Origin of the sequence: Streptomyces sp. NPDC048269, assembly GCF_040652395.1 — a bacterium.
GTDB lineage: Bacteria > Actinomycetota > Actinomycetes > Streptomycetales > Streptomycetaceae > Streptomyces.
Genome location: NZ_JBEZLW010000019.1, coordinates 33,395 through 47,165 on the forward strand (window position 1 = coordinate 33,395; position 13,771 = coordinate 47,165).

Sequence of the window (13,771 nt, forward strand, 5' to 3'; positions counted from 1 at the left end):
GCAGCCGGGAACGGCCGCGGGGCCCTGTGCGTTCACTTCTTCAGCGCGGCCATCAGCGTGCGCATGTCTTCGATCATCGCCGCCTTGATCGCGTCCTCGTCGGGGTCGGGGGCATCCGGCTCCCCGAACCACCCGACCAGGATCGTGAAGACCGCGCCGCCGTCGAGCACTTGGAGCCGGGGGCCCTTGGCCTGCCGGGTGAACACCGCCCGCTCGCCCAGCCCGGGCACCTGCTCCTGCTCCCCGGTGGGGACGCCCTCCCACAGCGACGTGCCGAGTCCGGGACTGGCGCCGAACTCCGCCCCGGGATCCGTCCGCTTGTGCAGCTGGACCACGGCTTGGGCCTGGAAGAACAGCCGGCCCTCCTGGGTGGAGTCCGCGCTGTACGCGCAGGACGACCAGTCCAGCGCGGCGTGCTCACCACGGCGCGGGACGTCCCTGACGAGCTTCACGGCGGCCCCGGAGACCGATGTCAGCGGCGCCTCCTTGCACAGGTCCGCAGAGTGCCGGTACGCGATCCTCGGCGCACTGCTGAATCGATCCTTCGACACGGCCAGCGTCCCGGCCCACACCGCCGAGGCCAGCAGCGCCCCGCCGACGGCCCACAGCCACGGCCGCGCGGGCCGTCGTACGGGCTCACCCGGCGCCTCCGGCCGCGCCTGGCCGGCGGGCCGGGAGCCCGGCTCCCACTCCCCGTCGAGCTCCGGCTCGCCGATCACTTCTGCCCCGGCTCCGCCTGGCCCAGGGCCGTTGCGCCGTGCGGCGACGGACCGACCGAGTCGGCGTCGTGCAGGAGCTGTTCGCGCGAGTACGCCCTCAGGTAGCCCACCACCGTGTTGGTGACGGCGACCAGCGGTACGGCGACCACCGCTCCGCCGATGCCCGCGATCATCCCGCCGGCGGCCACCGCGAGCACCACCGCGAGCGGGTGCACCCGTACCGCCCGGCCCAGAATGAAGGGCTGGAGCACGTGCCCCTCGATCTGCTGCACCGCCAGCACCACCAGCAGCACCATCAGCGCGGTGAACACGCCCTGGGTCACGAGCGACACGACCACCGCGAGGGCGCCCGAGACCACCGCGCCCACGAGCGGGATGAAGGCGAACAGGAAGATGAAGACGGCCAGCGGCACGGCCATCGGCACGTTGAGGAAGTAGAGGCCGAGGCCGATGAAGATGGCGTCGATGAGCGCGACGAGGACGGTGCCGCGCACGTACGCGGTCAGCGTGCGCCAGGCACGCGGACCGGCACCCGCCACGCCGGGCCGGGCGGCGGCCGGGACCAGTCCGAGCGTCCAGGTCCAGATGCGCTTGCCGTCGTAGAGCAGGAACAGCGTCGAGAACATCGCGAGCAGTATCCCGGTCAGGACCTCGACGAGCACCGTCACGCCTTGCAGGCCCGCGGAGGTGATCTGCTCGGTGTTGGTGCCGATGGTCTCGCTGAGGTTCTTCGCGATGTCGGTGATCTGCTTCTCGGTCACGTGGAACGGACTGTCCAGTGCCCAGAGTTTCAGTTCGTTGATGCCGTCGCGGACCCGGTCGGAGAGGTCGTCGAGGTTCTCCATGACCTGCCAGACCACGAACCACCCGACCAGCCCGATGACCACGAAGCCGAGGATCGCGGTGACGGCGGTGGCGAGGCCGCGCGGCAGGCCGAGACGGCGCAGGCGGACCACGAAGGGCTGGAGCAGCGCGGTGACGAGCATGGCGGCGGCGAAGGCGAGGACGACCAGGCGGACTTCGCTGATCACCTTCATCAGCACCCAGAGCATCCCGGCCAGGAGCAGGAGCCGCCAGCTGACCTCGGCGGCGACCCGCATGCCCCACGGGACCACGCTCACCGGGTCGGGGCGTTCGGGGACCACCGGCACGACAGCCGGACCGGAGGATCCCGTCGCCGCGGCCGCGGCCAGCGCACGGTCGGACGCGACCGGTCGCGGCAGGTCGCCTCTGCTCTCGGCCTCGACCTCGGCGCGCCGCTCGCTGAGCCGCTCCTCCATCCGGTTCAGCTTGCTCCCGAGCCGGCCGAGCCAGCCTGCCCTCATCGCCATGTCGTTCCCTTCCCCCCGCCCACTGGTCACACCTCGGAAGACCGTACACGCGAGGAGCCCCGCACCGTATGACGGTGTGGGGCTCTCCGGGGTTGAGCGGGGGTGCGACGGCGGCTTCCGGTGGGCTGCCGGCCGTGTGGTCGGCTAGTACCAGCCGTTGGCCTGGTGGAAGCTCCAGGCTCCGCACGGGCTGCCGTAGCGGTCGTTCATGTAGTTCAGGCCCCACTTGATCTGCGTGGCGGGGTTGGTGCGCCAGTCGGCACCGGCGGAGGCCATCTTCGAGCCCGGGAGCGCCTGGACCAGACCGTAGGCACCCGAGGACGAGTTGACGGCCTTGTAGTTCCAGGTGGATTCCTGGTTGATGATGTTCGAGAAGCACTGGAACTGGCCGGACGGGACCATCTGCTGGGCGATGGCCTTGACCTGCGCGACCGTGTAGGAGCTCTGGACCGCGAAGTCTCCGGCGTCGCGGGCGGCGGAGCGGCTGGCGGCCTGCTCCTTCTCCTCGCGGTCCGCCTTGGCCTTTACGTCCGCCTCCGCCTTGGCCTTCTCCGCTTCCGCCTTCTTGGACTTGGCGTCCTCGGCGGCCTGGATACGGGCTGCCTCCTCGGCCGAGCGCTTGGCATCGGCGTCGGCGGCGTGGGCGATGGCGTCGGCCTGCTGGGTCAGGGACCCGCTCTGGACCTCTGCCTGGTCGCCGACCGGGATGTCAGTGAGAAGAGTCGCGCCGGACGCTGTCGTTTCGAGATCGTTCGTGGGGTCGCCAGTGGCAACGCCAACGACTGCGCCGACGGTGGTGACCGCGGTGGCCGAAGCCACTGCGAACCCCCGGACCGAGATCCGGCTCACATGATGTCCTTCCAGCAACGTCCGCAGTGACCGCGCGGGCGCAAGAGTGCCCCTCGACACTGGCCTCCGTGGTTCTGCGGTCACTGGAGACGCGGGCCCGTGGGCAGCTCCCCTTGCGGGGACCGCCGCGTGAAACTCCGGGCGGCATACGGCGATCGACTGTGGAGTTGTGGTGCTGCGCGTACCTCACGGAGTGACCGGAGATACACATGTGCCGTATGCGGGGCCTGACGGAAAACAGACTCTGCCGGACGGCGACGCCGCGGGGCAATTCTGTGTTGCGTGGGAAAGGTCACACCTGGGATGCCGCCGTTGATTCGGTGAAAGGACTGTGCAGCACGACGCCGCCCGGCTAGGCTCTCGGGCCTTTGCCGGGCGGCGCCAACTCACCTTCCCGCTATGGGCGTTTTGCCCGCTGTGGTCACTACAGCGATTCGAGCATCTCGGTGACGAGTGCGGCGATCGGGGAGCGCTCGGAACGGGTGAGCGTGACGTGGGCGAAGAGGGGGTGCCCCTTCAACTTCTCGACCACGGCGACGACTCCGTCGTACCGGCCGACCCGCAGGTTGTCCCGCTGGGCGACGTCATGGGTCAGAACAACCCTCGAATTCGCGCCGATTCGGGACAGAACGGTCAGCAGGACGTTCCGTTCCAGCGACTGGGCCTCGTCCACGATCACGAAGGCGTCGTGCAGCGAGCGGCCGCGGATGTGCGTGAGCGGCAGGACCTCCAGCATCCCGCGGTTCAGCACCTCCTCGATGACCTCGCGCCCGGCGACCGAGGAGAGGGTGTCGAAGACCGCCTGCGCCCAGGGGCTCATCTTCTCGGACTGGTCCCCGGGCAGATAGCCGAGCTCCTGCCCGCCCACCGCGTACAGCGGCCGGAAGACCATCACCTTCTGGTGCTGCCGCCGCTCCAACACGGCCTCCAGGCCCGCGCAGAGCGCCAGCGCCGACTTTCCGGTGCCGGCCCGGCCGCCCATCGAGATGATCCCGATCTCCGGGTCGAGGAGGAGGTCGAGGGCGATGCGCTGCTCGGCGCTGCGTCCGTGCAGCCCGAAGGCCTCACGGTCGCCCCGTACGAGCTTCACGTTGCCGTCCGCCGTGACCCGGCCGAGCGCCTTGCCGCGCTCGGACTGCAGGACCAGTCCGGTGTGCACGGGCATCTCGGCGGCCTCCGGGACGTACAGCCGCTCCTCCGAGTAGAGGAGGTCGACCTGTTCCCCGGAGAGGGCGAGTTCGCTCATGCCGGTCCAGCCGGCGTCCGTAATGGCGAGCTCCGCCCGGTACTCCTCGGCCAGCAGGCCCACGGAGGAGGCCTTGATGCGCAGCGGGAGATCCTTCGAGACCACCGTGACGTCGTAGCCCTCGGCCTGGAGATTGCGGGCGACCGCGAGGATCCGCGAGTCGTTGTCCCCCAATCGGAAGCCGGCGGGCAGGACACCCGGGTCGGAGTGGTTGAGCTCGACACGCAGGGTGCCACCCAGATCGCCCAGCGGGATGGGGGCGTCGAGGCGGCCGTACCGGACCCGGAAGTCGTCGAGCAGGCGCAGGGCCTGGCGCGCGAAGTAGCCGAGTTCGGGATGGTGCCTCTTTGCCTCCAGCTCGGTGATCACCACGATCGGGAGCACGACCTCGTGCTCGTCGAAACGGGTGGTCGCGTTGGGGTCTGCCAGCAGGACGCTGGTGTCGAGGACGTAGGTCCGCCTGTCGGGCAGGCGGCGCTTTGTGCTGGTCACCACGGAAGGACGTACCCCCTCGGAAGAGGTCGGGCCATGAAGACCGGACCGGTCATCGGCACCCATGCCAGGGCCGATTTCCGGCCCTCCCACTTCGTCCGTGCGAACCGCACGTGCGTCCTGGTGCAAAGGGCCTCCCGGGCGGACGACCCCATGCCGTCCGCTGAGACTCGACACCCGTGGATCGGGCATCGACCTGAAAGGGGTATTCCCAGATCAGGCCAGGCCATGCCATGGCATATGACGGACGCTCGGTGAATCCCTGGTGAAGGCTTGGGAGGGAGGGGCGGCAGTGACCGAAGGGGCGTCAGAGGACGCCCCGGGTGGACCAGTGGCCGATCGGATACCGGTCCGCGGCAGATCAGGCCCAGATCGGGCCCGGATCAGATGCCGGTCCGAGGCCGGTCCGAGGCCGGTCCGGAGCAGATCAGACCCGGATCAGATGCCGGTCCGGGGCCGATCAGGTGCCGTAGCGCCGGTGGCGGGCGGCGTAGTCGCGCAGGGCCCGGAGGAAGTCGACCTTGCGGAAGGCCGGCCAGAAGACCTCGCAGAAGTAGTACTCGGAATGCGCGCTCTGCCACAGCATGAATCCGGACAGCCGCTGCTCGCCGCTGGTGCGGATCACGAGGTCCGGGTCGGGCTGGCCGCGCGTGTAGAGGTGCTCGGCGATGTGGTCGATGTCCAGGATCTCGGCGAGCTCCTCGAAGGAGGTCCCCTTCTGCGCGTGCTCCAGGAGCAGCGAGCGGACCGCGTCGGCGATCTCCTGGCGGCCGCCGTAGCCGACGGCGACGTTGACGAGTATCCCGTCGACGTCGTGCGTGGCCTGCTCGGCCTCCTTCAGCACGGTCTGCGTCCGCGCGGGCAGGATGTCGAGGTTGCCGACGTGGTGGACGCGCCAGCGGCCGTCCGCGGCGAGGCCCCGCACGGTGTTCTCGATGATGTTGAGCAAGGGGCGGAGCTCGACCTCCGGACGGTCCAGGTTGTCCGTGGAGAGCATCCACAGGGTGACGACCTCGACGTCGGTCTCGGTGCACCAGCCCAGCATCTCGGAGATCTTGTCGGCTCCGGCCTGGTGGCCCTGTTCCGTCGTACCTCCGGACGCCTTCGCCCAGCGCCGGTTCCCGTCCAGGATGACACCGATGTGCTTGGGCGCCGCGTCATGGTCGAGGCGGCCTTCCACCCGGCGTGCGTAGAGCCTGTACACCAGGTCGCGCAGCTTCACGATCTTCCAGCCCCTCCGTGCAATGCCCCCGTGCGAATTGCGGTCTCCCCCGAGGCCGCCACATTACTGCGCGGTGGGATGGGGTACCCAACTCGGTCTGTCACAAGTCCGTGATAGCAAGGACAACGTGACTGATACCAATCCCTATCGGGCAGAGCCCTCGCGCTACGACTCCATGGAGTACCGGCGCACCGGCCACAGCGGCCTCAGGCTCCCCGCGATCTCCCTCGGCCTCTGGCACAACTTCGGCGACGACAAGTCGCTGGAGTCCCAGCGGGCGATCCTTCGCCGGGCCTTCGACCTGGGCATCACCCACTTCGACCTGGCGAACAACTACGGTCCGCCGCCCGGCTCGGCCGAGCTGAACTTCGGCAAGATCTTTTCGCAGGACTTCGCGTCCTACCGCGACGAGCTGATCCTCTCCACCAAGGCCGGCTACCTGATGCACCCGGGGCCTTACGGCGAATGGGGCAGCCGCAAATACCTGCTCAGCTCGCTGGACGCCTCGCTGAAGCGGATGGGCGTGGACTACGTCGACGTCTTCTACTCGCACCGCTTCGACCCGGACACCCCGCTGGAGGAGACCATGGGCGCCCTGGCGTCCGCGGTCCAGCAGGGCAAGGCGCTCTACGTCGGCGTGTCCTCGTACACCGCGGAGCAGACTGCAGAGGCGGTACGGATCCTGCGCGGGATGGGGGTGCGTCCGCTGATCCACCAGCCCTCGTACTCCATGATCAACCGCTGGACGGAGGAGGACGGGCTGCTGGACACGCTGGAGGACGCCGGCATGGGCTGCATCTCCTTCGCGCCGCTCGCGCAGGGGCTGCTGACGGGCAAGTACCTCAAGGAGATCCCGGCGGGCTCGCGGGCCACTCAGGGCAAGTCCCTCAACCCGGACCTGCTGTCGGACGAGGTGCTCCGCCGGCTGAACGGACTGAACGACATCGCCGCGCGGCGGGGTCAGTCGCTGGCGCAGCTGGCGCTGAAGTGGGTGCTCCGCGACGACCGGATGACGTCGGCGCTGATCGGCGCGTCGAGCGTGAGGCAGCTGGAGGAGAACGTGGCCGCGCTGGGCGGAGATCCGCTCTCCGAGGCCGAGTTGGAGGAGATCGATTCCTTCGCGGTGTCCACCCCCGGCACCAACCTCTGGGCCCAGCGCGGCTGACCTGCGCGTTTGTCCGAGGGGTGCGGAGAACAAAAAACGGGCCGGTCCGTGGGGGGGATACGGACCGGCCCGAGGGGGGGGTTCCACCATAACCCTTCGTAAAGCGTGATGCGTGCATTGGCGCAACACGATTACGCTCCGAAACCGCCCAGCAGCACTCCGGTGAGTGCTCCGGCGGCCATGAAGGGGCCGAAGGCGAAGCTCTGCTTGCGGGTCGCGGGGCCACGCAGCACAAGGGACAGGCCGTACAGGGCCCCGTAGAGGAGGCCTAGGAAGGCCCCGGCGGCCCATACCCCCCACCCGTACCACCCAAGAGCGACCCCCAGCGAGAGCGCCAGCTTGACGTCGCCGAAGCCCATCCCGGCGGGGTTGATCAGGAACAGCACGAGGTACCCGGCGGCGAGCAGACCGCCTCCGAGCAGCGCGTGCCGCCAGTCGCCTCCGGCGCGGGGCAGGAGGGCGGCCGAGCCGAGGCCGGCGGCGACGGCTGCGGCGAGCGGGAGGGTCAGTACGTCGGGGAGCCGGTGCACGGCGCGGTCGACGAGGGCGAGCAGCACGAGCGCCGGGGCCAGGCCGACGTAGGCCAGGACCTCGGGTCGGGCACCGACGGCTGCCCCGAGGGCGGCACAGACGGCTCCGGTGAGGGCGGCGACGGGGAGGGGGCGAAGGCCGTACGCGTGCGGGGCCGCGCACGCGGGCGACGGGACGTCCGGGCCGGGCAGCGCGACCCCTGGGGGAACCGGCGCGGGCGGCGGGGCGCCCGGGCTCGCGGCTCCTGCGGGGACGCGGCAGCGGGCCGGGCCGAGCCAGCCCGACAGCCGGTGGCCCCGCGGGCAGCGTTGCCGCCAGGGCTCCCCCGGCTCGACGGAGAGCCGGTAGGCGGCACGCGGCAGCACCAGCCCTGCGGCCACCCCGTACCCGGCGGCAAGAACGATCACGACGACGTCCATCCGCCGACGGTAGGGCCGCTCGGCGGCCGTGGCCAACACCCCACCTCCTCCCCGGCCCCTTCACCTAAGCTCCGGCCATGGCGAACTGGCGGGACGGCGAGGGCACGCTGTGGGTCGGGGAGGTGGCGGTTCCGCTGGAGGTCGCCGCCTCGTACAAGGCGCGGACGCGCGGACTGCTCGGGCGGGACGGGATCGACGGGGCCTTGCTGCTCACCCCGGCGGCGAGCGTGCACACCTTCCGGATGCGGTTCGCCATCGACGTGGCGTACCTCGGCAAGGACCTCGACGTGCTGGCCGTCGTCACGATGCCTCCCGGCCGCCTCGGGCTGCCCCGGCTCCGGTCGCGGCACGTCCTGGAGGCCGGGGCCGGGGCGATGGCCGGCTGGGGGCTGCGGGCCGGGGCCATCCTGAAGGCGGACGTACCAGGGCGTCTCACGCGCGAGTAGGCGGGGCCCCTCACCGGCGGTAGGTTGGGGCGGTTGAGCTGGGGTGGCAGGGGAGCGGCATGACGGAGAACGCGCACATCAAGGCGCTGGAGCAGATCATGCCGGCGACGCACGGCGCCGACGAGGACATCGACTGGCAGGCGGCCGAGTCGGCCTGGGGCACCCGGTTCCCGGCCGATTTCATCGCCTTCATGGGGCGCTTCGGGGCCGGGTCCATCAACGGTGAGGCCACCATCCTGCTGCCGCTGCCCAAGCCCGGTCTGCAGTGGGACCCGGCCGGGATGGCCGAGGAGACCGACAACGCCCGCCAGGTCTGGGAGGCGGAGGGCGGCAGGTCCGCCTTCGACGTGGACCCGGAGTCGATCATCGCGTGGGGCGTCACCGGCGGGTCCGACATCCTGTGCTGGCTCACGTCGGGCCCCGACCCGGACCGATGGCCCGTTCTGGTGTGCGGACGGCACACCGCCGATTCGTTCGCGGTGTATCCGTACGGTATGGCCGAGTTCCTCTACCGGCTCTGCTCCGACGAGTTCGACGTGAGCCCGGTCAGCATCACCTTCTGGGACGGCGGCCACCTCAGCTTCGTCCACTGGCGCAAGGCCCAGCGCCGTTGGCAGGAGGGCCGCAACCCCGAGACGGGCGAGCCCGACCCGTACGCGGGCGAGTTCGCCGACTAGCCCCCGTAGAACCGAACACCTGCCGAAGACCAGCCGAACACCCGCCGAGCCCGTTCCGTGACCGGAAACGGGCTTTTCGGCATGTCTACGCGCGTCCCATCTGCTGATCACATATCGGAAAACACCAGCCGGAAAAGCCGCGGTTGGAGCATTGCCCACAAGTGTGGCCCCAATGGAATCAACCGCCCGCGGCCAGGAGAGAATTCCGGCCAACGGGCCACGGATGGACACCCCCGCCCGGAGCAACTCATAAGTAATAACGGGATCCAAAAGAAAATCAGGGGAATACACCCGTGCGACGAAGAATCTTCGGTGCGGCCTCCACCACGGTCGTGCTCGGTCTGCTGATACCTCTGGCCGCATGCGGCGGTTCCGGCGACGGCACAGGTGGCGAAGGCACGCTGCACCTCATCGCGGCGGAATACGGCGATAGTCCGGCCACCAGCTCGAAGGCCTTCTGGGACAAGGTGACCGGTGATTTCACCGCCGCCCACCCCGGTATCAAGGTCGAGGTCAAGCTCCTGCCGTGGGCCGACATCGACCGCGAGGTCTCCCGTATGGTCAAGGCCGGAAAAGCACCGGACATGGCGCTCATGGGCGCTTATTCGGACTTCGCCGCCCAGGACAAGCTGTATTCCGCGGACGAACTGCTCTCGGTCAGTGCCGAGGCGAACTTCCTCCAGCCCCTCGCCGAGGCCGGAACCGTCGGCAACACCCTCTACGGCCTGCCCTTCGTGGCGAGCAGCCGCCTCCTCTTCTACAACGAGACGCTGTTCAAGCAGGCCGGCGTCAGCGCTCCCCCCAAGACCTGGTCCGACCTCAAGTCCGCGGCCGGCAAGCTCAAGGACAAGGGGGTGAAGTTCCCGTACGCCCTGCCCCTGGGCCCTGAGGAGGCCCACGCCGAGGCGTTGATCTGGGAGCTGAGCAACGGAGGCGGATACGCCGACAGCAGCGGGAACTACAGCCTGGCCTCCGACCAGAACATCTACACCTGGCGCTGGGTCAAGGACCAGCTGGTCGCCCCCGGGCTCACCGGCCCCACCCCGCCCTCCCAGCTCAACCGCGCCGACGCCTTCGCCGCCTTCCTGAAGGGCGAGGTCGGCATGGTCAACGGCTACCCCTCGCTGCTCCACGAGGCGCGCGCCAAGGGCATCGGCGTCGGCGCCGTCACCATGCCGGTCTCGGACACCCTCGGCTCCGGGGAGACCCCGCCGACCGTGGGCGTGGCCGACTGGATGATGGCCTTCAGGCAGAACGGCAACCGCTCCGAGATCGGCAAGTTCCTGGAGTTCCTCTACCAGGACAAGAACCTGTCGGACTTCGCCAACCGCTACCACCTGCTGCCGTCCACCGTCACCGCCTCGCGCCCCCAGTCCGGCGGCGGCCTCGACAAGAACGACCAGCAGTTCCTGACGGCGCTCTACGGTGCCCAGCTCTACCCGGTGAACGACCCGTCCTGGGTGACGGTCAGCGACACCATCAAGCGCAACGTCGGACGCGCGGTGGAACCGAACGGAGACGCCAAGGGCGTCCTGGAGGAGATCGCCGCCAAGGCGAACCAGGCCTCCAAGAACCACTGAAAAAACGGAGTTCCCCCGTGACACGGGACCTTCGCCCCGCGCCGCAGCCCACCCCATGCGGCACCATGGCCACTGCGGCACTTGATCCAAGGCCGCCGGCCCAGTCGCCCGCCGAGCACCCACAAGGTGCGCGGGGCGGCCGGCCTCAGCTCTGCCCCCGATGACCTATCCCTGCTGCCCCTGCCGCCCGTGGTCCGCGGCGAACGCCGTCCGGTGCTGCTCGCAGCTGGAGTCCCAGCGCAGCGTGCCCGTGAGCGTCCCGTAGCCGGAGCGGGTCACCGACCACTCCACCGTGTACTCCCCGGTGTCGCACGCGATCCGCTTGCCGCCCGCGACCTTCTCGCGCCCCGTCGCCGGCTTCCCGGCCAGCTTCTGGCGCACCTCCCCCGCCGTGGCCCCCTCGGCGGTGCGCAGTACGGCGTGCACGACGAGCGGGTGCGTACCGTCCTTGGTCGTCAGTACCCTCTTCACGCCCTTCGATTCCGACACCGCCCAGGCGAACTCGTAGGAGGGCTGCCACGCCAGCGTCCTGGGGTCGGGCACCTGCCGCTCGTAGTCCGGGGCTCCCGAGGGGCCGGGGCGGGTGACCGTCCTGTACACGATTCCGGGGTGGAAACGGAACTGCCCTTCCACCTTGTGCATCTCGTCCTTGGTCCACATCGACTTCATGGTCTTCTCGCCGCCTGCCGGGTCCTGGAGGTACGCCATCCCCTCCGCGGCGGTGGCCGCCTGGCCGAGGGCGGGGGCGAGGGCGGCGGCGGTGGTCACGAGGGCGAGGGCGGCGATGCGGGTGCGCTTCATGCCCGGACCAACGGGGCCCCGCGGCGGGCCGGAACGTCGCCGGGCACGCTTTCACCCGTACGGGAGGGCTCCGCACGGGAGGGCCGGCCGAACCCGCGCGCGGAGCCGGAATACCACCTGATCAACTCCCGTTGTGCACAGGCGGATACGACGAGACGCGCCACGGGGGAGCCGATGAGCGTGGGCGTGAGTGTGGCCGTGAACGGGACGGTGGCGGCGGGCTGGGAGCCGGTACGGGAGGAGTTCGCGGCGGTGGTGGCGGGCGAACCGCACTCGCCCGAGGCGCAGTTCGTGGTGCACCACCGGGGCCGGCGCGTGGTGGACCTGTGGGCCGGGCGAGGACTACCTGGGGCTGCCGGCCGCCGAGGAGAGCCGGTGGAAGCCGGTGCTGGAGATGCTGCCGACGGCGGAGCAGCCGGCGGCGCGGGCCGCGGCCGGGCCGGGGCCCGAGCTGCTGGCGGTCGCCTTCAACACGCACCGGGACGAGCCGATGGACCTGATCGCCTTCGCCAACCACTCGAAGGTAGGGGCGCCCGGCCCGGCCTCGGCGGGCGGCACCGGCACGGCGCGCGGGATCGCCGGCATGTACGCGGCGGCGATCGGCGAGCTGGACGGCCGGGCTCCGCTGCTGAAGCCGGAGACCCTGGCGGAGTGCGCGAAGCAGCACACCCGGGGCGCGGACCTGGTGACCACCGACGCGGACCGTTTCGCGCTGGGCTTCGCGCGGCAGCCCGCGGTGGGCCCCGAGGCCTTCGGGCACAGCGGCGCGGTTGCGGGCGCCCAGGGCTTCGCGGACCCGGTCACGGGCATCGCGTACGGGTACACGCGCCGCCGTTTCGCCTTCCCGGGCGGGTCGGCGCCGGAGAACGAGCGCCTGACGGCGGCGGTGCTGGGGGTGGCGCGGGGGCTGTGACCGGGCCGGGCCGCCGGCTCAGGCCTGGCCGGTCTCGAAGCGGCTGATCTTGCCACCGGGAGTGACGTCGAAGCGCCAGGCGGTGCGCATCTCGCCCCATGTGTCGTTGCGGTAGGCGACGATGAGGGAGCGGCCGCCGTCGGACTCCTTCTGGACGTCCATGTGGCCGCCGGAGTCGAAGACCTCCCGGTCGATCCACTCCTGGAGGTCGCGGTCCGAGCCGTCGTCCGACATGGTCGCGTCGGGGGTCAGCAGGGCGAGGAAGGCGTCCTTGTCGTGCGCGTTGACGGCGGCGACGAAGGCGCCGACGGCGGGGTCGGAGAGTTCGCCGGGGCTGATGGTCACGGGGGCCTCCTGATCGGGGTGGTCGGGCCGGTCGAGCGGGTCGCGCGTACGTCCGTACGCCCGCCCGTACGCCCGTACGTGCGTGACCAGGGAACACCGCGGGGCGGGCCGGGGCGGCGACCCTCACCCGTTCGCCCGCCGCACGGCGTGTCAGCCGGGGTGTCGGCCCGCGTCGGCGGGGTCGGGGTCGGTGCGCACCGGGAAGCCGGTCGGCCGGCCCTGCTCCTTCAGCCAGGACAGCACCTGGTCGAGCGCCTCCACGGTCTGCGCACGGTTGCCGCCCCCGTCGTGGAAGAGCACCGTCGGGCCGTTGCCGATCTCGCGCTTGACGGCGTCGACGATGGCGGGCGCCCCCGGCTTGCCGAAGTCCTTGGTGTCGACGTTCCAGCCGAGCGGGCGCATGCCGTTCGCGGCGGCCAGGCGCCGGCTGTCGGGAGTGAAGGCGCCGCCGGGGGCCCGGTAGTACTCGACCTTCGCCGTGCCGCCCGCGGCTTCCTCGATCAGCCGCTTCGCGTCGAGGATCTGCTGTTCCTGGTAGGCGACGGGCTTCTTGTCCATGGCCGTGTCGTGGTTCATGGTGTGGTCGCAGAGCCGGTGGCCGGCGGCGACGACCTTCTTGACGAGGTCGGGGTGGGCCTCGGCCTGCGGCCCGATCATGCAGAAGGTGGCCTTCACGTCGTACTTCTTCAGTACGTCGAGGACCTTCGGGGTCCACCGGGGGTCGGGGCCGTCGTCGACGGTGATGTTGACCGCGTTCCCGCCGCTCTCCGAGGCGTGGGCTATGCCCTCGGGTATCCGCTCCGGTTGCTGCTGCGGCCTGCGCGCGGAGTGGTCGGCGTCCTGCTGCCGTGACGCGTTCTGGCCGGGGGTCGCGTGTCCCGACTCCACCAGGGTCGCCACTCCCCAGATCGTCGCCGCGACGGCGACGGCCGACGCCGCGACGGCTGCGCGGGCCCGGATGCCCTTCTCGTTGACGCGCGCCAAGAAACCCATGTCCACTCCCCATCCGCCTGTGAGCGTTCTGTGGATCAGGAC

14 protein-coding genes are annotated in these 13,771 nt (G+C 70.5%); 5 read left to right on the forward strand and 9 right to left on the reverse strand.

Annotation, left to right across the window (positions count from 1 at the left end):
- Positions 1-32 precede the first annotated feature (32 nt).
- The 5 genes from AB0D48_RS21455 to AB0D48_RS21475 all read right to left on the reverse strand — a co-directional run bounded on the left by AB0D48_RS21455 (position 33) and on the right by AB0D48_RS21475 (position 5,859).
- Positions 33-719, reverse strand: coding sequence for a hypothetical protein (locus AB0D48_RS21455; RefSeq protein WP_362399037.1), 687 nt, complete (start codon positions 717-719; stop codon positions 33-35).
- On the reverse strand, positions 716-2,050 hold the full coding sequence (locus tag AB0D48_RS21460) for an AI-2E family transporter (protein ID WP_362399040.1): 1,335 nt from the start codon (positions 2,048-2,050) through the stop codon (positions 716-718). Before AB0D48_RS21460 ends, AB0D48_RS21455 begins: the two co-directional genes overlap by 4 nt.
- Before the next feature lie 144 nt (positions 2,051-2,194).
- Positions 2,195-2,899 carry a transglycosylase SLT domain-containing protein gene (locus AB0D48_RS21465; protein ID WP_362399043.1) on the reverse strand — a complete coding sequence of 235 codons (705 nt, stop codon included), beginning with the start codon at positions 2,897-2,899 and terminating at the stop codon, positions 2,195-2,197.
- 424 nt (positions 2,900-3,323) lie between these two features.
- Positions 3,324-4,640, reverse strand: coding sequence for a PhoH family protein (locus tag AB0D48_RS21470; RefSeq protein ID WP_362399046.1), 1,317 nt, complete (start codon positions 4,638-4,640; stop codon positions 3,324-3,326).
- 457 nt (positions 4,641-5,097) lie between these two features.
- Positions 5,098-5,859, reverse strand: coding sequence for an isoprenyl transferase (locus AB0D48_RS21475; RefSeq protein WP_362399049.1), 762 nt, complete (start codon positions 5,857-5,859; stop codon positions 5,098-5,100).
- A 127-nt stretch (positions 5,860-5,986) separates the two neighbouring features.
- Here AB0D48_RS21475 and mgrA point away from each other — a divergent pair, with 127 nt between their 5' ends.
- Entirely contained in the window at positions 5,987-7,024 is a 1,038-nt protein-coding gene (gene mgrA, locus AB0D48_RS21480) for an L-glyceraldehyde 3-phosphate reductase (protein ID WP_362399052.1), read from the forward strand.
- Positions 7,025-7,155: 131 nt separating this feature from the next.
- Here the strand turns inward: mgrA and AB0D48_RS21485 are convergent, their stop codons facing one another.
- A complete protein-coding gene (locus tag AB0D48_RS21485; protein WP_362399055.1) occupies positions 7,156-7,974 on the reverse strand; it encodes an A24 family peptidase in 819 nt (272 codons plus the stop codon).
- Between the two features lie 77 nt (positions 7,975-8,051).
- On the opposite strand from AB0D48_RS21485, the gene AB0D48_RS21490 reads away from it, so the two are divergent.
- The 3 genes from AB0D48_RS21490 (at position 8,052) to AB0D48_RS21500 (ending at position 10,677) form a co-directional block, all read left to right on the forward strand.
- A complete protein-coding gene (locus AB0D48_RS21490; RefSeq protein ID WP_362399058.1) occupies positions 8,052-8,420 on the forward strand; it encodes a DUF192 domain-containing protein in 369 nt (122 codons plus the stop codon).
- Positions 8,421-8,479: 59 nt separating this feature from the next.
- Positions 8,480-9,097 (forward strand): SMI1/KNR4 family protein, encoded by a 618-nt coding sequence (locus AB0D48_RS21495; RefSeq protein WP_362399061.1) that lies wholly within the window; start codon positions 8,480-8,482, stop codon positions 9,095-9,097.
- A gap of 293 nt (positions 9,098-9,390) precedes the next feature.
- Entirely contained in the window at positions 9,391-10,677 is a 1,287-nt protein-coding gene (locus AB0D48_RS21500) for an extracellular solute-binding protein (protein ID WP_362399064.1), read from the forward strand.
- A 165-nt stretch (positions 10,678-10,842) separates the two neighbouring features.
- On the opposite strand, the gene AB0D48_RS21505 is transcribed toward AB0D48_RS21500, so the two are convergent.
- The gene (locus tag AB0D48_RS21505; protein ID WP_362399067.1) at positions 10,843-11,478 is read right to left on the reverse strand and encodes a hypothetical protein; all 636 of its coding nucleotides are present in this window, start codon (positions 11,476-11,478) and stop codon (positions 10,843-10,845) included.
- Between the two features lie 394 nt (positions 11,479-11,872).
- Here AB0D48_RS21505 and AB0D48_RS21510 point away from each other — a divergent pair, with 394 nt between their 5' ends.
- Positions 11,873-12,391 (forward strand): serine hydrolase, encoded by a 519-nt coding sequence (locus tag AB0D48_RS21510; RefSeq protein ID WP_362399288.1) that lies wholly within the window; start codon positions 11,873-11,875, stop codon positions 12,389-12,391.
- Positions 12,392-12,409: 18 nt separating this feature from the next.
- On the opposite strand, the gene AB0D48_RS21515 is transcribed toward AB0D48_RS21510, so the two are convergent.
- Together AB0D48_RS21515 and AB0D48_RS21520 are read right to left on the reverse strand one after the other, a co-directional pair.
- A complete protein-coding gene (locus AB0D48_RS21515; RefSeq protein WP_362399071.1) occupies positions 12,410-12,736 on the reverse strand; it encodes a nuclear transport factor 2 family protein in 327 nt (108 codons plus the stop codon).
- Between the two features lie 150 nt (positions 12,737-12,886).
- Positions 12,887-13,729 (reverse strand): polysaccharide deacetylase family protein, encoded by an 843-nt coding sequence (locus AB0D48_RS21520; RefSeq protein WP_362399074.1) that lies wholly within the window; start codon positions 13,727-13,729, stop codon positions 12,887-12,889.
- Positions 13,730-13,771 lie beyond the last annotated feature (42 nt).

Coding starts and splice junctions, on each gene's coding strand:
- AB0D48_RS21485 (WP_362399055.1), bottom strand. CDS start 7,974: ATGGACGTCGTCGTGATCGTTCTTGCCGCCGGGTACGGGGTGGCCGCA.
- AB0D48_RS21495 (WP_362399061.1), top strand. CDS start 8,480: ATGACGGAGAACGCGCACATCAAGGCGCTGGAGCAGATCATGCCGGCG.
- AB0D48_RS21510 (WP_362399288.1), top strand. CDS start 11,873: ATGCTGCCGACGGCGGAGCAGCCGGCGGCGCGGGCCGCGGCCGGGCCG.
- AB0D48_RS21490 (WP_362399058.1), top strand. CDS start 8,052: ATGGCGAACTGGCGGGACGGCGAGGGCACGCTGTGGGTCGGGGAGGTG.
- AB0D48_RS21460 (WP_362399040.1), bottom strand. CDS start 2,050: ATGGCGATGAGGGCAGGCTGGCTCGGCCGGCTCGGGAGCAAGCTGAAC.
- AB0D48_RS21505 (WP_362399067.1), bottom strand. CDS start 11,478: ATGAAGCGCACCCGCATCGCCGCCCTCGCCCTCGTGACCACCGCCGCC.
- AB0D48_RS21520 (WP_362399074.1), bottom strand. CDS start 13,729: ATGGGTTTCTTGGCGCGCGTCAACGAGAAGGGCATCCGGGCCCGCGCA.